At 44.9% G+C, this 18,561-nt stretch carries 14 protein-coding genes, 2 pseudogenes, 2 CRISPR repeat arrays and 1 other annotated feature (1 of these 19 cut by a window edge); of the genes and pseudogenes, 14 read left to right on the forward strand and 2 right to left on the reverse strand.

All coding sequences use genetic code 11. The annotated features are described in order from the left end of the window. The first annotated feature begins 197 nt into the window (after positions 1–197). The 11 genes from polA (at position 198) to V7R88_RS05705 (ending at position 11,410) form a co-directional block, all read left to right on the forward strand. Positions 198–2,846, forward strand: a complete 2,649-nt coding sequence (gene polA / locus V7R88_RS05655) for a DNA polymerase I (RefSeq protein ID WP_057717605.1) — start codon at positions 198–200, stop codon at positions 2,844–2,846. An 11-nt stretch (positions 2,847–2,857) separates the two neighbouring features. Next, complete coding sequence (gene mutM / locus V7R88_RS05660; protein ID WP_033608603.1) at positions 2,858–3,682, forward strand: bifunctional DNA-formamidopyrimidine glycosylase/DNA-(apurinic or apyrimidinic site) lyase; 825 nt, start codon at positions 2,858–2,860, stop codon at positions 3,680–3,682. 9 nt (positions 3,683–3,691) lie between these two features. Then, positions 3,692–4,285, forward strand: coding sequence for a dephospho-CoA kinase (coaE, locus tag V7R88_RS05665; RefSeq protein WP_057717606.1), 594 nt, complete (start codon positions 3,692–3,694; stop codon positions 4,283–4,285). 41 nt (positions 4,286–4,326) lie between these two features. Further along, positions 4,327–4,842 carry a transcriptional regulator NrdR gene (gene nrdR / locus V7R88_RS05670; RefSeq protein WP_003640274.1) on the forward strand — a complete coding sequence of 172 codons (516 nt, stop codon included), beginning with the start codon at positions 4,327–4,329 and terminating at the stop codon, positions 4,840–4,842. 21 nt (positions 4,843–4,863) lie between these two features. After that, entirely contained in the window at positions 4,864–6,267 is a 1,404-nt protein-coding gene (locus V7R88_RS05675; RefSeq protein WP_152706990.1) for a replication initiation and membrane attachment family protein, read from the forward strand. 3 nt (positions 6,268–6,270) lie between these two features. Next, complete coding sequence (gene dnaI, locus V7R88_RS05680) at positions 6,271–7,206, forward strand: primosomal protein DnaI (RefSeq protein WP_063724762.1); 936 nt, start codon at positions 6,271–6,273, stop codon at positions 7,204–7,206. Between the two features lie 332 nt (positions 7,207–7,538). Continuing rightward, a complete protein-coding gene (thrS, locus tag V7R88_RS05685) occupies positions 7,539–9,503 on the forward strand; it encodes a threonine--tRNA ligase (RefSeq protein ID WP_033608604.1) in 1,965 nt (654 codons plus the stop codon). A 74-nt stretch (positions 9,504–9,577) separates the two neighbouring features. Continuing rightward, positions 9,578–9,701 (forward strand) — a sequence feature (ribosomal protein L20 leader region). A gap of 44 nt (positions 9,702–9,745) precedes the next feature. Continuing rightward, the gene (infC, locus tag V7R88_RS05690; protein WP_003640278.1) at positions 9,746–10,246 is read left to right on the forward strand and encodes a translation initiation factor IF-3; all 501 of its coding nucleotides are present in this window, start codon (positions 9,746–9,748) and stop codon (positions 10,244–10,246) included. Between the two features lie 21 nt (positions 10,247–10,267). After that, the gene (gene rpmI / locus V7R88_RS05695; protein WP_003638526.1) at positions 10,268–10,462 is read left to right on the forward strand and encodes a 50S ribosomal protein L35; all 195 of its coding nucleotides are present in this window, start codon (positions 10,268–10,270) and stop codon (positions 10,460–10,462) included. A 36-nt stretch (positions 10,463–10,498) separates the two neighbouring features. Continuing rightward, positions 10,499–10,855 carry a 50S ribosomal protein L20 gene (gene rplT, locus V7R88_RS05700; RefSeq protein WP_003640279.1) on the forward strand — a complete coding sequence of 119 codons (357 nt, stop codon included), beginning with the start codon at positions 10,499–10,501 and terminating at the stop codon, positions 10,853–10,855. Positions 10,856–11,098: 243 nt separating this feature from the next. Continuing rightward, on the forward strand, positions 11,099–11,410 hold the full coding sequence (locus V7R88_RS05705) for a hypothetical protein (protein WP_003645192.1): 312 nt from the start codon (positions 11,099–11,101) through the stop codon (positions 11,408–11,410). Positions 11,411–11,581: 171 nt separating this feature from the next. On the opposite strand, the gene V7R88_RS05710 is transcribed toward V7R88_RS05705, so the two are convergent. Next, positions 11,582–12,844 (reverse strand): replication-associated recombination protein A, encoded by a 1,263-nt coding sequence (locus V7R88_RS05710; protein ID WP_152706989.1) that lies wholly within the window; start codon positions 12,842–12,844, stop codon positions 11,582–11,584. A 174-nt stretch (positions 12,845–13,018) separates the two neighbouring features. Then, positions 13,019–13,910: direct repeats of the CRISPR family, unit length 28 nt; unit sequence GGATCACCCCCGTATACACGGGGAACAG. Positions 13,911–14,134: 224 nt separating this feature from the next. Next, positions 14,135–14,654 (reverse strand): annotated as a pseudogene (locus V7R88_RS05715) (zinc-binding dehydrogenase); the annotation flags it as partial. Between the two features lie 257 nt (positions 14,655–14,911). On the opposite strand from V7R88_RS05715, the gene V7R88_RS05720 reads away from it, so the two are divergent. From V7R88_RS05720 to cas2e, 3 genes and pseudogenes are all read left to right on the forward strand, one after another. Further along, on the forward strand, positions 14,912–15,637 hold the full coding sequence (locus tag V7R88_RS05720; RefSeq protein WP_152706988.1) for an aspartate/glutamate racemase family protein: 726 nt from the start codon (positions 14,912–14,914) through the stop codon (positions 15,635–15,637). Between the two features lie 822 nt (positions 15,638–16,459). Next, positions 16,460–17,410, forward strand: a complete 951-nt coding sequence (gene cas1e / locus V7R88_RS05725; protein WP_152706987.1) for a type I-E CRISPR-associated endonuclease Cas1e — start codon at positions 16,460–16,462, stop codon at positions 17,408–17,410. Then, positions 17,407–18,296 (forward strand): annotated as a pseudogene (cas2e, locus tag V7R88_RS05730) (type I-E CRISPR-associated endoribonuclease Cas2e). Before cas1e ends, cas2e begins: the two are co-directional and overlap by 4 nt. Positions 18,297–18,395: 99 nt before the next feature. Beyond that, positions 18,396–18,561: direct repeats of the CRISPR family, unit length 29 nt; unit sequence GGGATCACCCCCGCATACACGGGGAATAG (it continues 291 nt past the right edge of the window).

An 18,561-nucleotide genomic window follows, 5' to 3' on the forward strand; every position in this document is an offset into this window, starting at 1 on the left:
AGTTATTTCACGGGTTTTCGGTGGACCGAACTCCCGTTTTACTTAATTGTTTGGTACAATTATAAGGGTAAATAATTAGTCGTTCAGCCTGTACTGACAGGCGCTGCGCATCAGACCGCCAATCGAGTGGTATTAATGGTCTGAGTGACGGATTTTCATAAAAATGATGATTTAAATTAAGAGATGGGAGCAAACTAATGGCAAAAAAATTATTACTGATTGATGGTAACAGTGTGGCATTTCGGGCGTTCTTTGCGTTGCATAGTCAACTGGAACGGTTCGTAAATCCAGACGGCCTGCATACCAACGCCATTTATGGCTTCAACACAATGCTTGACCACATGATCAAGACAGTCGAACCCACGGATATGTTAGTGGCTTTTGATGCGGGTAAGACCACGTTTCGAACAGCCATGTACGATAATTACAAGGGTGGCCGGGCTAAGACGCCCAGTGAGTTTTCTGAACAAATGCCGTATATCAAACAGCTATTAGACGCATATGGTATCAAACATTATGAATTAAAAGACTACGAAGCCGATGACATTATTGGTACACTGGCCGGTCAAGCGGATCAAACCGGCTACACCACGACGGTCGTCACTGGTGACCGTGATTTGACGCAGTTGACGACCGAGCATACCACGGTGGCCGTGACCGTTAAAGGTGTTTCTGAAGTGGAACGCTATACGCCGGCGCACGTTGAAGAAAAGCTGGGCATCACACCGGCACAGATTATTGATATGAAGGGGTTGACAGGTGATACCTCGGATAACTATCCGGGTGTCACCAAGGTTGGTGAGAAGACCGCCCTTAAATTACTCAAACAGTATGGTACGATGGAAGGCATTTATGAAAACATCGATGCCATGAAGCAGAGCAAGATGAAGGAACATCTGATTGAGGATCGCGAACAAGCGGCGCAAGCTAAGGTGCTAGCAACAATCAAGCGGGATGCGCCGATTGATGTTCAATTGGCTGATTTATCCTATGATGGCCCGGATCTTGACCAGCTGGCCGCGTTTTATCAGAAGATGGACTTTCAATCATTTTTGAAGAAATTACACCTACAGTCGGACGAACCAGCAACGCCCATTGATTATACCGTCTTGACGAAAGCTAACCTGACGGAATTGCAACAATTTACCGACCACGTGGACTTTTACTTGGAGATGCCAACGCCAAACTACCACACGTCGGCCTTTGCTGGCTTTGCCATCGGAGCGGATGATCACTGGTACATCAGTCGGGATGTGGAATTATTAATGCAACCGACTGTGGCTGACCTCTTGAGTAGCACAACGATTACCAAGGACGTTTTTGATATGAAACGCACGACGGTCGGGCTTAATCGTTTGGGTATTCAGCTAGGTAAAGTCGATTTTGATCTCTTACTCGTTTCATACTTATTAGATACAAATGATAACAGTAACGACTTGGGAAGTTTAGCTGAGCAACACGGGTACACTGACTTGCCGAGTGACGAGACCGTTTATGGTAAGGGCGTTAAGCGTGCCATTCCTGAAGATGATGATGTCTACTTTAGTCATCTCGCCCGGAAATTGGCCGCGATCGCTAGTTTGAAGCCACAGTTATTAAAGGAATTGGCAGCCAATGAGCAGGATCAACTTTACGATGATATTGAAAAACCGATGGCCAATGTCTTAGCTCAGATGGAAATCGCCGGCATTACGGTCGACAGCAGTCGACTTAAAGCCATGGGCAGTCAGTTTACAGAACGGTTGAGTGAAATTGAACAGACGATTTATCAAGAAGCCGGTGAAGAGTTCAATATTAATTCACCTAAGCAACTAGGTCACATCTTGTTTGAAGAAATGAAATTACCCGTAATCAAGAAGACCAAGACAGGGTATTCTACCGCCGTAGACGTTCTAGAAAAGTTAGCACCGGAAGCACCAATCGTCGCTAATATTTTACAATATCGTCAGATTTCGAAGATTCAATCGACCTACGTTGTCGGTTTGTTAGATGCCATTCATTCTGCTGATCAAAAAGTGCATACGCGCTACTTGCAAACGTTGACCCAAACCGGCCGATTGTCGTCCGTTGATCCAAACTTACAAAACATTCCGGTGCGCTTGGAAGAAGGACGTAAGATTCGACAAGCCTTTGTTCCTAGTCATGAAGGTTGGCAGATTTTCTCGTCTGATTATTCGCAAATCGAATTACGGGTTCTCGCGCATATTACTGATGATGAAAATATGCAGGCCGCTTTTAAAGCGGGTGATGATATTCATGCCGCAACGGCCATGCGCATCTTTCATTTGAACTCAGCTGAAGAGGTGACGCCAAATATTCGACGGCAAGCCAAGGCGGTTAACTTTGGAATCGTCTATGGAATTAGTGATTACGGCTTGTCACAAAATATCGGCATTACGCGTAAACAGGCTCGCAGCTTTATTGACGCTTACTTCAAAGAATATCCGGGTGTCAAAAAGTATATGGATGAAATTGTCCAAACGGCGAAAAAACAAGGTTATGTGGAAACCATTTCACATCGACGCCGGTACTTGCCAGATATTAATTCCAAGAGCTTCAACCAACGCTCATTCGCTGAACGGACAGCCATGAATACCCCCATCCAAGGGAGTGCGGCTGATATTATCAAGATTGCGATGATTAAGATGCAAGATAAGTTACAGGCTGCGGGTTTGAAAGCAACCATGCTGTTACAAGTTCATGATGAATTGATTTTTGAAGCGCCAAAAGAAGAAATTCCAGTTTTAGAAAAATTAGTGCCAAGCGTGATGGATTCCGCCGTACAGTTAGCCGTACCGTTAAAGGTTGAGAGCCACTACGGTGATACTTGGTACGATGCAAAATAGGGGGAACCACCATGCCTGAATTACCTGAAGTTGAAACTGTTCGTCGCGGCTTAAATCGTCTGGTTAGTGGGGCAACGATTGCTAGTATCGAGGTTTTTTGGCCGAAAATTATTAATAATGATGTCGATAGTTTCAAACAGCGTTTAGCCAACCAAACGATCCAGACCATTGATCGGCGGGGGAAGTATTTATTGTTTCGCTTTAGCAATGGTCTGACGATGGTGTCGCATTTGCGGATGGAAGGCAAGTATAATGTTGTACCGCGTGGTGAAGATCAAGGTAAACACACGCACGTGATCTTCCATCTGACCGATGATCGTGATTTGTTGTACAACGATACGCGTAAGTTCGGGCGAATGACGCTCGTGCCGACCGGTGAAGAAGGCACGGTGGCGGGATTGCGGACAATTGGCCCGGAACCCGTTGCTGAACAGTTAACACTGGCTTATATGACGGCTACTTTTGGCAAGTCGAAAAAGATGATCAAGCCACTATTGTTGGATCAAAGTAAGATTGCGGGCATTGGGAATATTTACGCGGACGAAACGCTATGGATGAGTAAGATTCATCCAATGCGGCCTGCTAATTCGCTAACTACTGATGAGATTGCTACATTGCGCCAAAACATTATTGATGAAATGGCGATGGCAATTAAAGGTCACGGCACCACTGTTCATTCATTTTCAACGGCATTTGGTGAGGCCGGTCAGTTTCAAAATCACTTACACGTCTATGGTCGTGAAGGGGAACCTTGCGAACGGTGTGGCACAATTATTGAGAAAATCAAAGTGGCACAGCGAGGGACCCATTTTTGCCCGTTAGAACAACGGTTGTAGGTGATCAAGATGACAAAGTTGATTGGATTGACTGGTGGCATTGCCACTGGTAAGTCGACTGTTTCTAAGCTGCTGGCAACTAAGTTACCAATCGTTGATGCGGATAAAATCGCGTGGCAGGTTGAAGGGCCAGGCCAACCGACGACCCAAAAAATTGTGGCGCACTTTGGTCAGCAAGCAGTGCTGGCAGACGGGCGGCTGAATCGGTCATGGCTTGGCCAGTTGGTTTTTAACGATGCTCAAGCTTTACAAGCCTTAACTGCAATTACACGGTTACCGATTCAGTACGCGATGTTCGAAGCGATTGTCGCGGCGAACCAGCAACAGCCAGACGCAATTATTTTAGATGTGCCGTTGTTATTTGAAAGTGGCTGGCAACACGTTTGTGATCAAGTGTTGGTTGTGACGGCACCACCAGCCGTAGTATTGCAGCGGTTGATGGCGCGTAACCACTTATCGCAACAGGCGGCTCAGGCACGAATTGACAGCCAAATGCCACTTGCACAGAAGGTCGCAAGGGCTGACGTTGTCATTGATAACGGGGCCAACATTGATAAAACTAAAGCAGCCGTGTTAAAATGGCTGAAAACTATTACTAAATAAAGAAAAACTGATTGTTAGTTGTTACAAGGGGTGAGAAGTCTATGCAATGTCCACATTGTCATCATAATGGCTCCCGCGTGGTTGACAGTCGACCAACTGATGATGGTCGCGTGATTCGACGGCGCCGGGAATGCGAAAACTGTGGATTCCGGTTCACAACATTTGAACGGGTCGAAGCCACGCCATTATTAGTCATTAAGAAAAATGGTGCCCGCGAAGAATTCAATCGTGAAAAAGTCTTGCGCGGAATTATTCGCTCGGCCGAGAAACGACCCGTTAGCATGGAAACCATGACGGGCGTCGTTGATGATGTTGAAAATAAGGTCCGGTCACTGGGCGAAAATGAAATTTCAAGCCAAGTTATCGGCGAGTATGTCATGGAGCAATTGGCAGATATTGACGAAATTTCGTACATTCGTTTTGCCAGTGTTTACCGGCAATTCAAGGATATGCACGTCTTCTTGAATGAACTCCAAGATATGATGGAGCGTGATAAGGTCAAACTGGCAAAACCGTCAGCGAAGACGACCCACGCACCTAAACGAAAAAAAGATTAGTGAAAAAGAATGGTGAACAACATGCCAAATGATGAACCCTTAACACCCAAAACTGGGTTAGTGGTCCCGCAAGCACCAGCGCTCAGTGCGGCGCAACAAGCTGTATTGGCGGAATTATACTTGCCACTGATGGGGCCATTGGCATATAGCTTGTACGCGGCGTTACGTAGCTTACAGAGTAGCGAGAATGAGCTGAGCAATCGACGCAGTCACGCGGAACTGCTTGGCATCCTAAATGTGGACTTGCCGACGGTGTTAGCGGCTCGGCGTAAACTTGAAGCAACTGGCTTGTTGCGCAGCTATTATCAACAAGATGAATTGGGTGCCATGTACATTTATCAATTACAAGCACCATTACTGGCGTTACAATTCTTTGCGGATGATCTATTGAGTGTCCTATTGTTAGATACGGTCGGTGAGTTACGTTATCAACAACTTGCTGGCGATTTTGCAGCACAGCCGATTGACTTGACGGCTGCCAAAGACGTGACGGCAAATATCTTAGATGTGTTTCACGTTGATAGTCAAAAAGTTACGACGCCACCTCTTTCAGTGCAAAAGGTGCGCGCCCAATTGGCGGCCAATGAACCGGCCGAGGATCACTCGCCCGTGCTCAGTGACGATGACTTTGACTGGCAACTGTTGGGGCAAATTTTGAAGCAGAACTATGTTGATCTCAAACAGGTTGCGAGTTCACGGCAACTGATCATTACGGAAAGTCGGGTCTACGGCATCAGTGAGATTGAGATGGCTAAGTTAATCAGTGAAGTGGCTAGTTTAACAACGGGTCAGTTTGATGAAAATCAATTGAAATTATTGATTGCGCGGCGCTATGAACGGCCCGCAGTTTCGAGTCAGCAGGTCGCTACGGAAGCAACGGTTGCAACGACGACCACTAAGGATAACAAGGCTTCAGCACAGCTCTCAACGGCTGAGCAGCAACTCGTGACGTATGCTAAGCAGACAGCGCCGTATGACTTTTTATCAGCTTTGAAGCAGGAGAAACATGGTTTTGTGACGAGCGGTGAGAACCGGCTAGTTCATGATTTAATTGGTCGGGGGGTATTACCCAATGCCGTCATCAACATGGTGATCTACTACTTATTGCAAAATCGGGAGTTAGCTGCCCTTAATCGTAATTTGCTAGAAACAGTCGCCAATGATTGGCAACAACACGGCATTACGACGCCGGAAGCGGCTTTGATGTATTTGAAGCAACGTAAACAGCCGAAATCAACACCAACACGGCGCAAGAACAATCGACCGACGCGTAAGGAGATTATGCCAAAGTGGGCCCAACAACAGCAACAGACTGAGAGTGGTAAGCAACCAGCTCGGACCGGTAAACAAATTACTGCTGCCCAACGCAAACAGCTTGCTGATCGACTAGCAAAGCTTGAGACAAATTCGGAAAAGGAGGACTAAAACATGGAGAATATCTCAGAAACACTCCGGACGTTAATGAATCGGAAAAACTTGAATCATCGGTATGAGGCGTTAATGACAGCTGTGTACCAAGATCCAGATGTTCGCCAGTTTTTAGCTGCTCATCAAAACGAATTATCTTCGGATGCGCTAGAACGTTCAGCAGCTAAATTATATGAATTTTGTGAAGAGAAACGTAAAATTGCGCGGCACGAGCCAACTCAAGCACCTGGGTATCAGCCGACATTAGTGATGAGTAATCACTTGATTGACATTGCTTATCAGCCAACACCACAAATGCAAGAACAGCAAGCTGCTCACGCATTGCAACAGCGGGTTCGATCAATCAGCATGCCGAAAAACATTCAGTCGGCGGATTTAAAGACGTATGATCAAGATGGTGACCGGGCGACAGCATTAATGGCAGCACTTGATTTTATTGATGCCTATACACAAGCGCCCAAGCGTTTTCACCGGGGCTTATATCTCTACGGCTCATTTGGTGTCGGTAAAACTTATTTACTCGGTGGGATGGCGAACGCGTTGGCAGCTAAGGGTTTCAATACGACCTTGATTCATTTTCCGAGTTTTGCGGTCGAGATGAAGCGCTCGATTAGTAACAATACGTCGGCAGATAAGGTCGATGCGATTAAACGGGCACCGATTCTCATGATTGATGATATCGGTGCGGATGCTTCGTCGACTTGGATTCGGGACGATGTGCTCGGGGTTATTCTGGAGTATCGAATGCAGGAGGAACTGCCAACTTGTTTCTCGTCTAATTTTTCGATGCAAGAATTGCAAGATGGTTATTTGACGCTCTCACAAAAGGGTGATGAAGAACCAGTCAAAGCGCAGCGAATCATGCAACGGGTACGTTACCTTGCGAGTGAGATTGAGATGGTCGGTCGTAATCGACGACTCAATCCTGATGCTTAAAATCAAGAGTTGACTTTTAGTTTAAAAGTGGTTTAATGAAAACAGATGCAAAAGACACGCTTTGTTTACTATGGATTGCAGAGACCAAGACCTTGTTCTGGAAGTCTTGGACCGGGTTTACGAAGATACCACTTTTGTGAACATGCTCAATTGAGCCGGAACGCTTCCGTTATTAGCGCTAATGAGTCAGTGTCTTTGATGACACTGAAAAATCGGGTGGAACCACGTCAATGACGTCCCTAATGCTAGTTCAGTCTGGCATTAGGGACTTTTTTGTCGTCCCGGCGCGGTGTTTTGGTGAGTGGGTAAATTTTAAGGAGAGTGTCAAGTATATGGCAAGTATTAATGTTAAGTTCCCAGATGGTGCTGAAAAGCAATTTGATGCCGGCGTAACGACGGAAGAAATTGCAAAGTCAATTAGTCCTTCATTGGCTAAACGGTCGGTTGCTGGTAAGTTCAACGATCAGATCGTGGACTACCGCCAACCACTGACAACCGATGGTAGTATCGAAATTATCGCTGCTGATAGTGAAGACGGCCTCAATGTTTTACGGCAAACGGCTGCCCAAGTATTAGCTAACGCGGTTAAGCAATTATTCCCTAACATTCATTTTGGGAGTGGTGAAGGGAATGCCAACGGTTTCTTCTTTGATACCGACAATCCTGACGAAGATGGTAAACAAGTCAGTGAAGATGATTTGGAAGCCATCAGTGATAAGATGGCTGCAATTATCAAACAAGATTTACCAATCGAACGCGAAGTCTTATCAAAGGCTGACGCTTTAGCTTTAGTTGGTGACAACCCTTACCAACAAGACTTAGTTAACGAACGTGCCGCTGCCAACAATGATCAAGTCGTTGTTTACAAGCAAGGGGACTTCGTTGATTTATCTGACGGGGCCCAATTAGCTTCAACGGGGAAAGTCAAGGTCTTCAAGTTATTATCCGTTGCCGGTGCATACTGGCAAGGTAAGTCCAGCAATCCAATGTTACAACGGATCTACGGGACGGCCTTCTTAAAGCAAAAAGACTTAGATGCTGATCTCAAGCGGCGTCAAGAAGCCCGCGAACGTGATCACCGGGTCATTGGTAACGAATTAGACTTATTCTTCGTTGATCCTAAGGTTGGAAATGGCTTGCCTTACTGGATGCCAAATGGTGCAACGATTCGTCGCCAAATCGAACGTTACATTATCGACAAGGAAGTTGCAAATGGCTACCAACATGTATACACGCCAGTTTTAGCTAACTTGGACGTTTACAAGCAATCTGGTCACTGGGACCACTACCGTGAGGACATGTTCCCACCAATGGACATGGGTGACGGCGAACAATTGGAATTACGGCCGATGAACTGCCCATCACATATCCAGATTTACAACCATCACATTCGCTCATACCGTGAATTACCATTGCGGATCGCTGAACTCGGCATGATGCACCGTTACGAAAAGTCTGGCGCCTTAACTGGATTATCACGGGTTCGTGAAATGACTTTGAACGATGGTCATACCTTCGTTGCGTTGGATCAAATTGAAGAAGAATTCAAAAAGATCTTGAGTTTGATGGTTGAAGTATACGAAGACTTTGACATTTCTGATTACCGGTTCCGTTTGAGCTACCGTGATCCTGAAAACAAGGAAAAGTACTTCGATGATGACGCTATGTGGGAACGCAGTCAAAAGATGTTGAAGTCCGCTATGGATGATATGGGCTTGGATTACTTCGAAGCTGAAGGTGAAGCTGCTTTCTATGGTCCTAAGTTGGATGTTCAAACTAAGACGGCCCTTGGTGGTGAAGAAACCTTATCAACTATCCAATTGGACTTCTTGTTACCAGAACGCTTTGACTTGAAGTACGTTGGTGCTGATGGTGAAGAACATCGTCCAGTTATGATTCACCGTGGTCTTGTTTCAACGATGGAACGGTTCGTCGCTTACTTAACTGAAATTTACAAGGGTGCTTTCCCAACCTGGTTAGCACCTAAGCAAGTAACAATCATCCCAGTTAACAATGGTGCGCACGGTGCCTACGCTGAAACCGTTCGTCGTCGTTTGGCAGCTGAGGGTGTTCGGGTAAGTATCGATGACCGTAACGAAAAGATGGGTTACAAGATTCGCGAATCACAAACGAAGAAGGTTCCATACTTGTTAGTTGTCGGTGACCAAGAAGTTGCTAACGGGAGTGTTTCAGTTCGGAAGTACGGTGAAGAACGGACTGAATCCGAAGCCGTTGACATGTTCATTGGTGCCATCACGCAAGAAATCAAGCATTACAGTCGTGGTGCAAGCAAATAATTAACAGCCAATGGCATCAATATTGATTGATGGGTTGACAAGGGCCGTGGTTCTTGTTAATATATTGGAGTTGAGAAAAAAAGCAGAAGCACCCGCTTCTCGCCTTGGTGACCAGAGTCATCGGGCAGATGAACGATGAATTGATTCCCATTAACGGGGTTGAGCGGGCGTACTATGCGCCCGCTCTTTTTGTGAATTTCTCTAAAATATTTCGGAGGTGAATTACCATAGCTAAAGATTCAATGGTTAATGACGGCATCCGTGCTCGCGAAGTACGTTTGATCGCCAGCGATGGTGAACAATTAGGTGTCAAGTCACGACAAGAAGCAATGCAGATTGCTGAAGACGCTAGTTTAGATCTAGTATTGGTTGCGCCGAAAGCGAAACCACCCGTGGCCAGAATTATGGATTATGGGAAGTACCGTTTCGAGCAACAAAAGAAGGATCGGGAAGCCCGTAAGAAGCAAAAAGTGGTCAGCATCAAAGAGGTCCGCTTGAGCCCAGCTATCGACACCAATGACTTTAACACGAAGCTGAAACATGCTGAAAAGTTCTTGTCAAAAGGTGACAAGGTTCGCGTCTCCATCCGGTTTAAGGGCCGCGCTATTACCCATAAGGATATTGGTCGCCAAGTCTTAAATCGAATGATTGAAGCTACTAAGGAATTTTCTACGGTCGAAGCCTATCCTAAGATGGATGGTCGGAGTATGTTCCTAGTACTAGCACCAAAAACAGATAAGTAATTTCTAGGAGGATTATTGATTATGCCAAAACAAAAGACAAACCGCGCTGCTGCAAAGCGTTTCAAGGTAACTGCTAAGGGTAAGATTAAGAGCGCCAACGCTTTTACTAGTCATCGTTTCCATGGTAAGACTAAGAAACAACGTCGCCAATTACGTGGTACGGCTATTATCGAAAAGCCAATGGTCAAGACATACCACAAGTTATTACAAAAATAATTCACAACGTTTTAGTTAAATCTAGGAGGAAATAACATGGCTCGAGTAAAAGGTGGAACTGTAACACGTAAACGTCGCAAACGGATTTTAAAATTAGCTAAAGGTTACCGTGGTGCTAAGCACATCCAATTTAAGGTTGCTAAGGACCAAGTAATGAAGTCATACCTATACGCCTTCCGCGATCGTCGCCGGCGTAAGAGTGACTTCCGTCGTCTTTGGATTGCCCGGATCAACGCGGCAGCCCGGATCAACGACATCAGCTACAGTCAATTAATGCACGGTTTAAAGTTAGCTAACGTTGACGTTAACCGTAAGATGTTAGCTGATTTAGCTGTTAACGATGCTGATGCTTTCAAGGCATTGGTTGACACTGCTAAAAAGGCACTTGCTTAATTTAAAACTTAATTAGGGCTTGCTCTAATGTTTGAACGACCGTCATCCTGTATGGGTGGCGGTCGTTTTGTTTTGACGCTTGATTAAGGGGCACGATTCCTGGACAAGATGGTTCGGTGTGTTGACGTCCTTACTGAATCTTGAGATTGATTTGACACATTATTGTGATATAGTAACGATGTAAGCGCTTGCTTATGTGTTGATTAATTATTTAGCTGGGAGCTTTGGAGAAGGGGTGTCACCATGGCAACAGTTTTACCTAAAGCAGTTAAGGTCTGGATGGGCGCCAACATCTTGCAGATTGAGTTTGATAATGGGGAGTTTCGATACATGCGTACACATTTCATTGATGACTATGTTTCTGCGTGGTCACCCAAAAAGGGTAAGGGAAAGCGGCGCAATTTGTGGTTAATGCCATCTTGGGAATGGTTGGGTGCCAATGCTCGGATTGAATCGGATGGCACTGTCGTGTTGTTCGAAAAGGATGTTTATACGGCCCAAGAACTTTGGCATAATAGTGTGACGCGAATTGACTTGGTCTCTGGCGTGCACTGATTCATAAAAGATGATGCCAAATAAAAATGGACTTGGTCATTTGACTGAGTCCATTTTTTGATGCCGCTTGGAGTATACGTGGATAACGGCCTAAGTGAGCCATTTAGTGCGCGACTCTGATTTATGAAAATCGAGTGTGATTTCTGATTGGTTAAGCCAGTCTGCCATTGTCTATTCGTGATAATCTTCGTTATAAATAAAGCGATGCAGTTTTAGGTATTGTGCACCGAGTTTGCGTTCATTTTCATTATCTTTAGGGTAATAATAACGACGACCAGCCAATCCTTTAGGCATGTAGTTTTGTTGGGCAATCTGATGTGGCATTTGGAATGGATTATCGATCAGACCACCACCTGTAATTTCCTCGGAGTGTTTGTAGTGCATATCGCGCAATCCACGGGGCATGGGGTGCTGACTTGGATTTTGTGTGTCCTGGTCTAGTTTTTCCCAAGATTGGTCAAACGAACCAGACTTGGGTGAAATGCACATCAGCATGGTGGCAAACATTAGTGGATATTTTGCTTTGGGCATGCCAATCTTTTCGGCTTGATTGGCAGCGACCACAATTTGTGTGACCTGTTCCGGGTTAGCTAAGCCGATATAAGTGTATGGAATTTCACGTAGCCGGCGGACCACTGAGGGTAAGTCATCATTTTTTAACAAAATGGTTAAGTAGTAGAGCGCCGCGTCAGTATCTGAGCCAGCCATCGAATCCGAATAAGCCGACAGATAGTCATAATGCTTAGTTGCCTTCCGGTCGTAGCTAAAATGCTGTTGCTGGGCAAAGTGTTGTACCGCAGCAACAGTGATTTGCTTCTGGTCAATAGCGTGGAGCGTTTCCAAGATATTTAACGCAATTCGCAGATCCCCTTCGGCCGAAATAGCGATCAGGTTGAGGGCTTTAGCATCCACCTGATCGTCGGTTAGGTTGTAAATGTCGGTTACCGCACGGCGTAAAGCAATCTCGATATCTGTATCGCTCAGTGGTTGAAACTCAAAAATTTGACAGCGCGAACGAATGGCCGGAACGATTGACATAATCGGATTTTCGGTCGTTGAGCCAATTAGCATCACGTGCCCATTCTCTAAGTAGGGCAACAAAAAATCCTGCAATGTTTTAGTCATTCGGTGAATTTCGTCAATTAATAGAACAAACGATTGCTCTGGGTATTGTGCGATGACTTTCGTCAGCTGTGCCTTATTTTCGGTCGAAGCATTAAAAGCCACGAATGGATAATCGTCTTGACTCGCAATAATCTGCGCCAAACTAGTTTTGCCAGTTCCCGGCGGCCCCCACAGAATGAGGGGAATATTAACATGTTGATCAATAATCTGGCGTAATGGCTGGCCTGCCTTCAACAGATCCTGTTGCCCGACCATCTGTTCCAGTGATTGCGGGCGCATTTGATCAGCCAGTGGTGTTTTAAATGCCAATTTCAAAGTCCTTTCTGATTAAGTGTTTTAGTCAAATTGATGCTATCATCATAGCACTAATATTTTGGAAACTGAAAAAGAAAGTTTGGCAGTTTTAGCGGGGAATGATGCTAAAATGGGCGAGTCTGATACCATAGGTTTGACGTTGGTTCGGACTGGAAAGTTTAATGACTTAGATTACCCCCGTATACACGGGGAACAGGTTGAGCCAGAAGCACCTATCTACAATGACACGGGATCACCCCCGTATACACGGGGAACAGTAAGCTGAACTAACAAGCTGGTTGATATCCAAAGGATCACCCCCGTATACACGGGGAACAGACACCAAGGCAACCGTTGCAGATGATGGCACGAGGATCACCCCCGTATACACGGGGAACAGACGTACAAAAAACTGTTGGTAATCTGGAAACTAGGATCACCCCCGTATACACGGGGAACAGCCCATACCAATATCGGAGGACCAATTACTATCGGGATCACCCCCGTATACACGGGGAACAGAATTGCATTTCCCTGTCGGTAAGATTCCCACAGGGATCACCCCCGTATACACGGGGAACAGCGTCTACCTATTCCGCCACAAGCACACGTTAGGGGATCACCCCCGTATACACGGGGAACAGATGGAAGCGATGAGATGAGAGAAAAATACCATAGGATCACCCCCGTATACACGGGGAACAGTTCCAGTCCGTGATATAAGTAACTAAGTCATCGTTTAGGATCACCCCCGTATACACGGGGAACAGTAGTCGGGTGCCACGAATATGAGCAAAGTTGTGAGGATCACCCCCGTATACACGGGGAACAGTGGTAGGTGATTAAATGGGGCTAATACAGCGTAGGATCACCCCCGTATACACGGGGAACAGTTCCAGTCCGTGATATAAGTAACTAAGTCATCGTTTAGGATCACCCCCGTATACACGGGGAACAGTAGTCGGGTGCCACGAATATGAGCAAAGTTGTGAGGATCACCCCCGTATACACGGGGAACAGTGGTAGGTGATTAAATGGGGCTAATACAGCGTAGGATCACCCCCGTATACACGGGGAACAGACTAAATAAATCCCGGTAAATCAACAATCAAAAATAATAAAACAAGGAATTTTAGTTAACTTGCAAAATCGCCACTACTTTGACTATAAGGTATGGCTCCAAGAATATCAATAATTTCTCCATTGGAGTGCAACATCAGTTGTAAGCATCAAAAGACAGAACAGGACAGCGTATTTGGCGAGTTAAAGTTGATCATTATCGCGCGAGCCGTAATACACGCCAACTCATTTCCATCCTTCAATAACTACCTTGCCAATCATATGATGCTGCTCGATAAGTTGATGGGCCTGCCACAATCTAAGCGCGTTGATTGGCCGTAGTGTCTGTGATAGCGTGCTTTGAAGCAAGCCACGGTCAAAGCAAACCCGCAATGGTTTCTAAGATATTGTGCTGACTAATCATGTCGGCCGTGTGGTAGTAGGATTTTGAGTACATCCATTTCCAAGCAAATATTCCGCGTTTCTTGGTTAGTTTTTTAAGATCGATTGGGCGCCGGTTTTCGGTAATTGATGCGATGTGGCCATCGGGTTTAACGAGCGTACATATCTCATTCCAGTGACTGTCAAGATCGCTTAATCCGAGGATATAATCGACATCTTTAATACCTAAAGCATGTACTTCACTAACCAAATCATGACGATGATTGACGACTAAATTTGCACCGTGCTGCTGCGTCCAAGCGATGCTTTCAGGTCGTGAAGCACTACTAATAACTGTGAGCCCGGCTAATTTTGCTAACTGAGTGGTTGGCAAACTGTTAACGTTAGTTGATGTGTGAATAGCCCCTTATTTAGCCTGAAAAGTGTTTGCTGAGTAATAACGAAATAAGTGGTAAGCAATGATAACGTACTAAGTTGGGGACGGATTGCAAATTAGTTGCTTGTAGTTGAACGCTTGTTAGATAATAAGCAACAACCTAACTAAATACAATTTGTTATATCGGTTATTGCTGGGGTTGTAAGTCTCAATTAGTCTTTCGTCTGCTAAATGGGGGTGCTGTTATGGAAAATTGTTTTGGAATCATTGGTGGAATGGGAACGATGGCAACCGAAGATTTTGTGCATACCGTTAATCGGCTGACTGTCACGCATCGTGATCAAGATTATTTGAATTATGTGGTGTTAAACGACGCGCAGATTCCTGACCGTACTGCCTATATTTTGGATCATAATTGTACGAACCCACTGCCATCATTGAAAGCGGACGTGCAGTTACTCGATCGGTTAGGGGTTAAGTTTATCGTGATGACGTGTAACACGGCGCATTATTTTATGCCGGGGTTAACAGCGATTACCAACGTGCCGATTTTGAATATGCCGGCACTTGCAGTGGAAGCGGCTTGTCAATTGCAGCAATCGCGACCGTTACGAATCGGTGTTTTGGCGACGACTGGAACGCTGAAGTCACAACTTTATCAGCAACTCATTCTAGCTAAGGGTCATATACCGGTCGTGCCAACTGAGCAGCAGCAAGCTCAAGTAATGGCTTTGATTTATGAAGATATCAAGCAGCATGACTATGTCAATCGGGTCAAATTCCATGGATTAATTGACCAACTATTGAACGCCGCCAATTGTGATGCTGCTATTCTTGGCTGCACAGAATTGTCGGTGGCCCAAGATACTGCGCCGTATGGGTCTGAACGAATTATTGACGCACAGCACGAATTGGCCAGAGTAACAGTCCAATGTGCACAGGCCGCTAAAACAACAATGATACTTCGGTAGCAGCCATCGATCAAGGGTTAAAAGGGAGGTAAACCGAACGGGGATTAATCCTATAGCATACTAAATAATCGTCGTCATGGATTGATGAAGACGATTATTTAGTATGGGCGATTGTGGTGTATAAGATCCTCCGCGTATATACAGGAAATAGGTAGTTAACTACTCAACAACACAATCACACAGTTAATCACCCCCGCATACACGGGGAACACTGTTAAATGACCTTATTTATAGGATCACCCTCGTACAGACGAGGAACTGTAATTAGCATGATTTATACCACGCGTAATTATAAAGCCATTTAATATACTAAAGAATAACATATTTAAAGCCGACTTGGGTGATTGGGAAGAACCATAATTGAAAATCTATTTATTGAATGTGAGTTGCTCATAGCATGTACGATAAGGGTTGAATTGTAAATAACTGATATAAAACGAGTCGATCGCTATTTGAACTGTTGAGTTTAGTGCGCTTAAATTGAATTCCCATTGCTTGAAAAAATATATTGTATTTCTAATGAAAACATTGTAATATAAATAAGGTAATTAATAATAATTTTCGGAATCAATACAAAAATTTCTTGACCGGGTATACTTGTATTGTTAAGCAATAGCTTGACTCTAGTGAGATGTAAATATTCAGTATGAAGTTGGAATTTTTTTATCATGGTTTTGTAAGCGCTTTATTAGTTGTCCGATTAGCAACTATTCCAGAAATATAAGTGGGGCAAGCGCTGTGTAAGGATAAGAGCGTATTTGCTAAGTCGGTTAGTGAATATGGTGCGAATTTGTTGTTGCTTATGTCGGAGGTGTACAAACAATGGAAAAATTTGGAGCAAAAAAGCCAGAATTGTCAGAGTTGAGTCGAATTCATGATCGATTAACATTTTTATACTTGGAACATGCCAAACTCGATCGCCAAGATAGTGCGATTCGAGTCAGTGATGCTCGTGGCGTGGTTTTTGTACCCGCAGCAATTATTAGTGTGTTAATGCTGGGGCCAGGTGTGGATGTTACGCACCGCGCAATGGAATTAATGGGGGATGCGGGAATGGCAGTTGTGTGGGTCGGTGAGCGTGGGGTGCGGCAGTATGCACATGGTCGAGCATTGAATCACTCGTCGCGATTGCTTGAAGCCCAGGCAAGATTATTTTCAAATCAACGTTCACGATTGGCGGTTGCACGTAAGATGTATCAAATGCGTTTTCCGAATGATGACGTGACAACTTTATCAATGCAAAAACTGCGTGGTAAGGAAGGTGCACGTGTTCGACAAGTTTACCGTTTGGAGTCTGAACGTACGGGGGTCAGCTGGACACGGCGTGAATACAATCCTGACAATTTTGAAGCGAGTTCACCAATTAATCAGGCGTTGACTGCAGCGCACCAAGCATTATATGGGCTGAGTTATAGCGTCATTATGGCGATGGGGGCTTCGGCGGGGCTTGGATTTGTACATACTGGTCATGACCTATCTTTTGTTTATGATTTCGCTGACTTGTATAAGGCTGAAACTTCAATTCCAGTTGCCTTTGATATCGTGGCTGCTTCGACGGCCGATGAAGATATTGCTAGAAGTACGCGCTTGGCAATGCGGGACGCATTTGTTGATGGCAAACTATTGCGACGAATGGTCTCAGACTTGAAGGCAATTCTCGGTGTCAGTGAGACTACTACGGAAGTTAGCAATCTTAGCCTTTGGGACGATCGGTTAGGATTACAAGAATTTGGTGTTCAATATCACGAGACTGAAGTAGGTGGCATAGAATGATTGTAGTTACCTTAACAAAGGTGCCGAATGCCTTGCGTGGCGACCTGACTAAATGGTATCAAGAGATTCAGACGGGAGTCTACGTGGGTAATGTTAATGCCCGTGTCCGTGATTCGCTATGGTTGCGAATTGTTGAGAATATTGGTCGGGGTGAAGCAACCATGGTCTACAATGCCAATAACGAACTTGGCTATCAATTCAAGACGACCCGCCATGACCATCAAGTGGTGGATTTTGATGGTATTCCGTTAATGATGCACCTTGCAGCGAGTCAGACGGTGGAAAAACATGGTTATAGTAATGCTGCCAAGTTCCACAAGGCACGGATGATGACACAAAAAGTTCAGCGGCAACAGTCCCGCCACAGTGATGAATCGGTCGTGGCAGTAGATATTGAAACGACGGGATTGGATCCGAGTAAAGACGCTATTATTTCAATCGCAGCAGTTAAAAGTATTCCGATGGTCAAACAAGTGAGTTTAACCGACTAATAAAAATTGATCGACCGTTGTCCCAAAAAATTGTTGAACTTACTGGGATTACACGTGACATGCTTAATGAGCAAGGTGTTTCGATAGCTATGGCGTTGAGTGAAATGAAGGCCTTTATTGGTAACAGTGTAATCGTAGGCTATAATTTCCATTTTGACGAAATGTTCTTGAAGCAAGCATTTATAGAAAATGACATAGAAGGACTGACCAATCACACAACAGATCTCATGCCCATTGTGAAACGCACAAATGTCTTCTTGGATAATTATCGCCTGTCAACGGTATTAGCAGATTATCAAATTGTGAACTTAAGGCCACATAACGCGCTTTCAGATGCTAAGGCAACACTGGAGTTAACACATAAGTTGATTAACGACGGTTCTTTAAACGTTTAGTGAGACTTTGTAGCGTGCTGATGTGTAAAGTGTGCACGTCTATATCTGTAAAGTCGTATTTGTTTCAAAGTGATTTGTTGCTTTATCTATGGCTTTGTTTGGGTTACCCCCGTATACACGGGGAATAGTTTTTAAACCAGTCGAAATCGACGGGTTTAGAAGGAGCACCCCCACATACACGGGGAATAGCCACCATTCGGATACTTAGAAGTGTCGATCGTGGGATCACCCCCGCATACACGGGGAATAGTCAGCCCAATACAGG

It is taken from the genome of Lactiplantibacillus argentoratensis, from assembly GCF_037290055.1.
Taxonomy (GTDB): domain Bacteria; phylum Bacillota; class Bacilli; order Lactobacillales; family Lactobacillaceae; genus Lactiplantibacillus; species Lactiplantibacillus plantarum.

What these genes read in the sequence shown, in the direction of transcription:
- polA (WP_057717605.1), top strand. Translation starts at nt 198, where the DNA reads ATGGCAAAAAAATTATTACTGATTGATGGTAACAGTGTGGCATTTCGG.
- mutM (WP_033608603.1), top strand. Translation starts at nt 2,858, where the DNA reads ATGCCTGAATTACCTGAAGTTGAAACTGTTCGTCGCGGCTTAAATCGT.
- thrS (WP_033608604.1), top strand. Translation starts at nt 7,539, where the DNA reads ATGGCAAGTATTAATGTTAAGTTCCCAGATGGTGCTGAAAAGCAATTT.
- coaE (WP_057717606.1), top strand. Translation starts at nt 3,692, where the DNA reads ATGACAAAGTTGATTGGATTGACTGGTGGCATTGCCACTGGTAAGTCG.
- cas1e (WP_152706987.1), top strand. Translation starts at nt 16,460, where the DNA reads ATGGAAAAATTTGGAGCAAAAAAGCCAGAATTGTCAGAGTTGAGTCGA.
- dnaI (WP_063724762.1), top strand. Translation starts at nt 6,271, where the DNA reads ATGGAGAATATCTCAGAAACACTCCGGACGTTAATGAATCGGAAAAAC.
- nrdR (WP_003640274.1), top strand. Translation starts at nt 4,327, where the DNA reads ATGCAATGTCCACATTGTCATCATAATGGCTCCCGCGTGGTTGACAGT.
- rplT (WP_003640279.1), top strand. Translation starts at nt 10,499, where the DNA reads ATGGCTCGAGTAAAAGGTGGAACTGTAACACGTAAACGTCGCAAACGG.
- V7R88_RS05675 (WP_152706990.1), top strand. Translation starts at nt 4,864, where the DNA reads ATGCCAAATGATGAACCCTTAACACCCAAAACTGGGTTAGTGGTCCCG.
- infC (WP_003640278.1), top strand. Translation starts at nt 9,746, where the DNA reads ATGGTTAATGACGGCATCCGTGCTCGCGAAGTACGTTTGATCGCCAGC.
- V7R88_RS05705 (WP_003645192.1), top strand. Translation starts at nt 11,099, where the DNA reads ATGGCAACAGTTTTACCTAAAGCAGTTAAGGTCTGGATGGGCGCCAAC.
- V7R88_RS05720 (WP_152706988.1), top strand. Translation starts at nt 14,912, where the DNA reads ATGGAAAATTGTTTTGGAATCATTGGTGGAATGGGAACGATGGCAACC.
- rpmI (WP_003638526.1), top strand. Translation starts at nt 10,268, where the DNA reads ATGCCAAAACAAAAGACAAACCGCGCTGCTGCAAAGCGTTTCAAGGTA.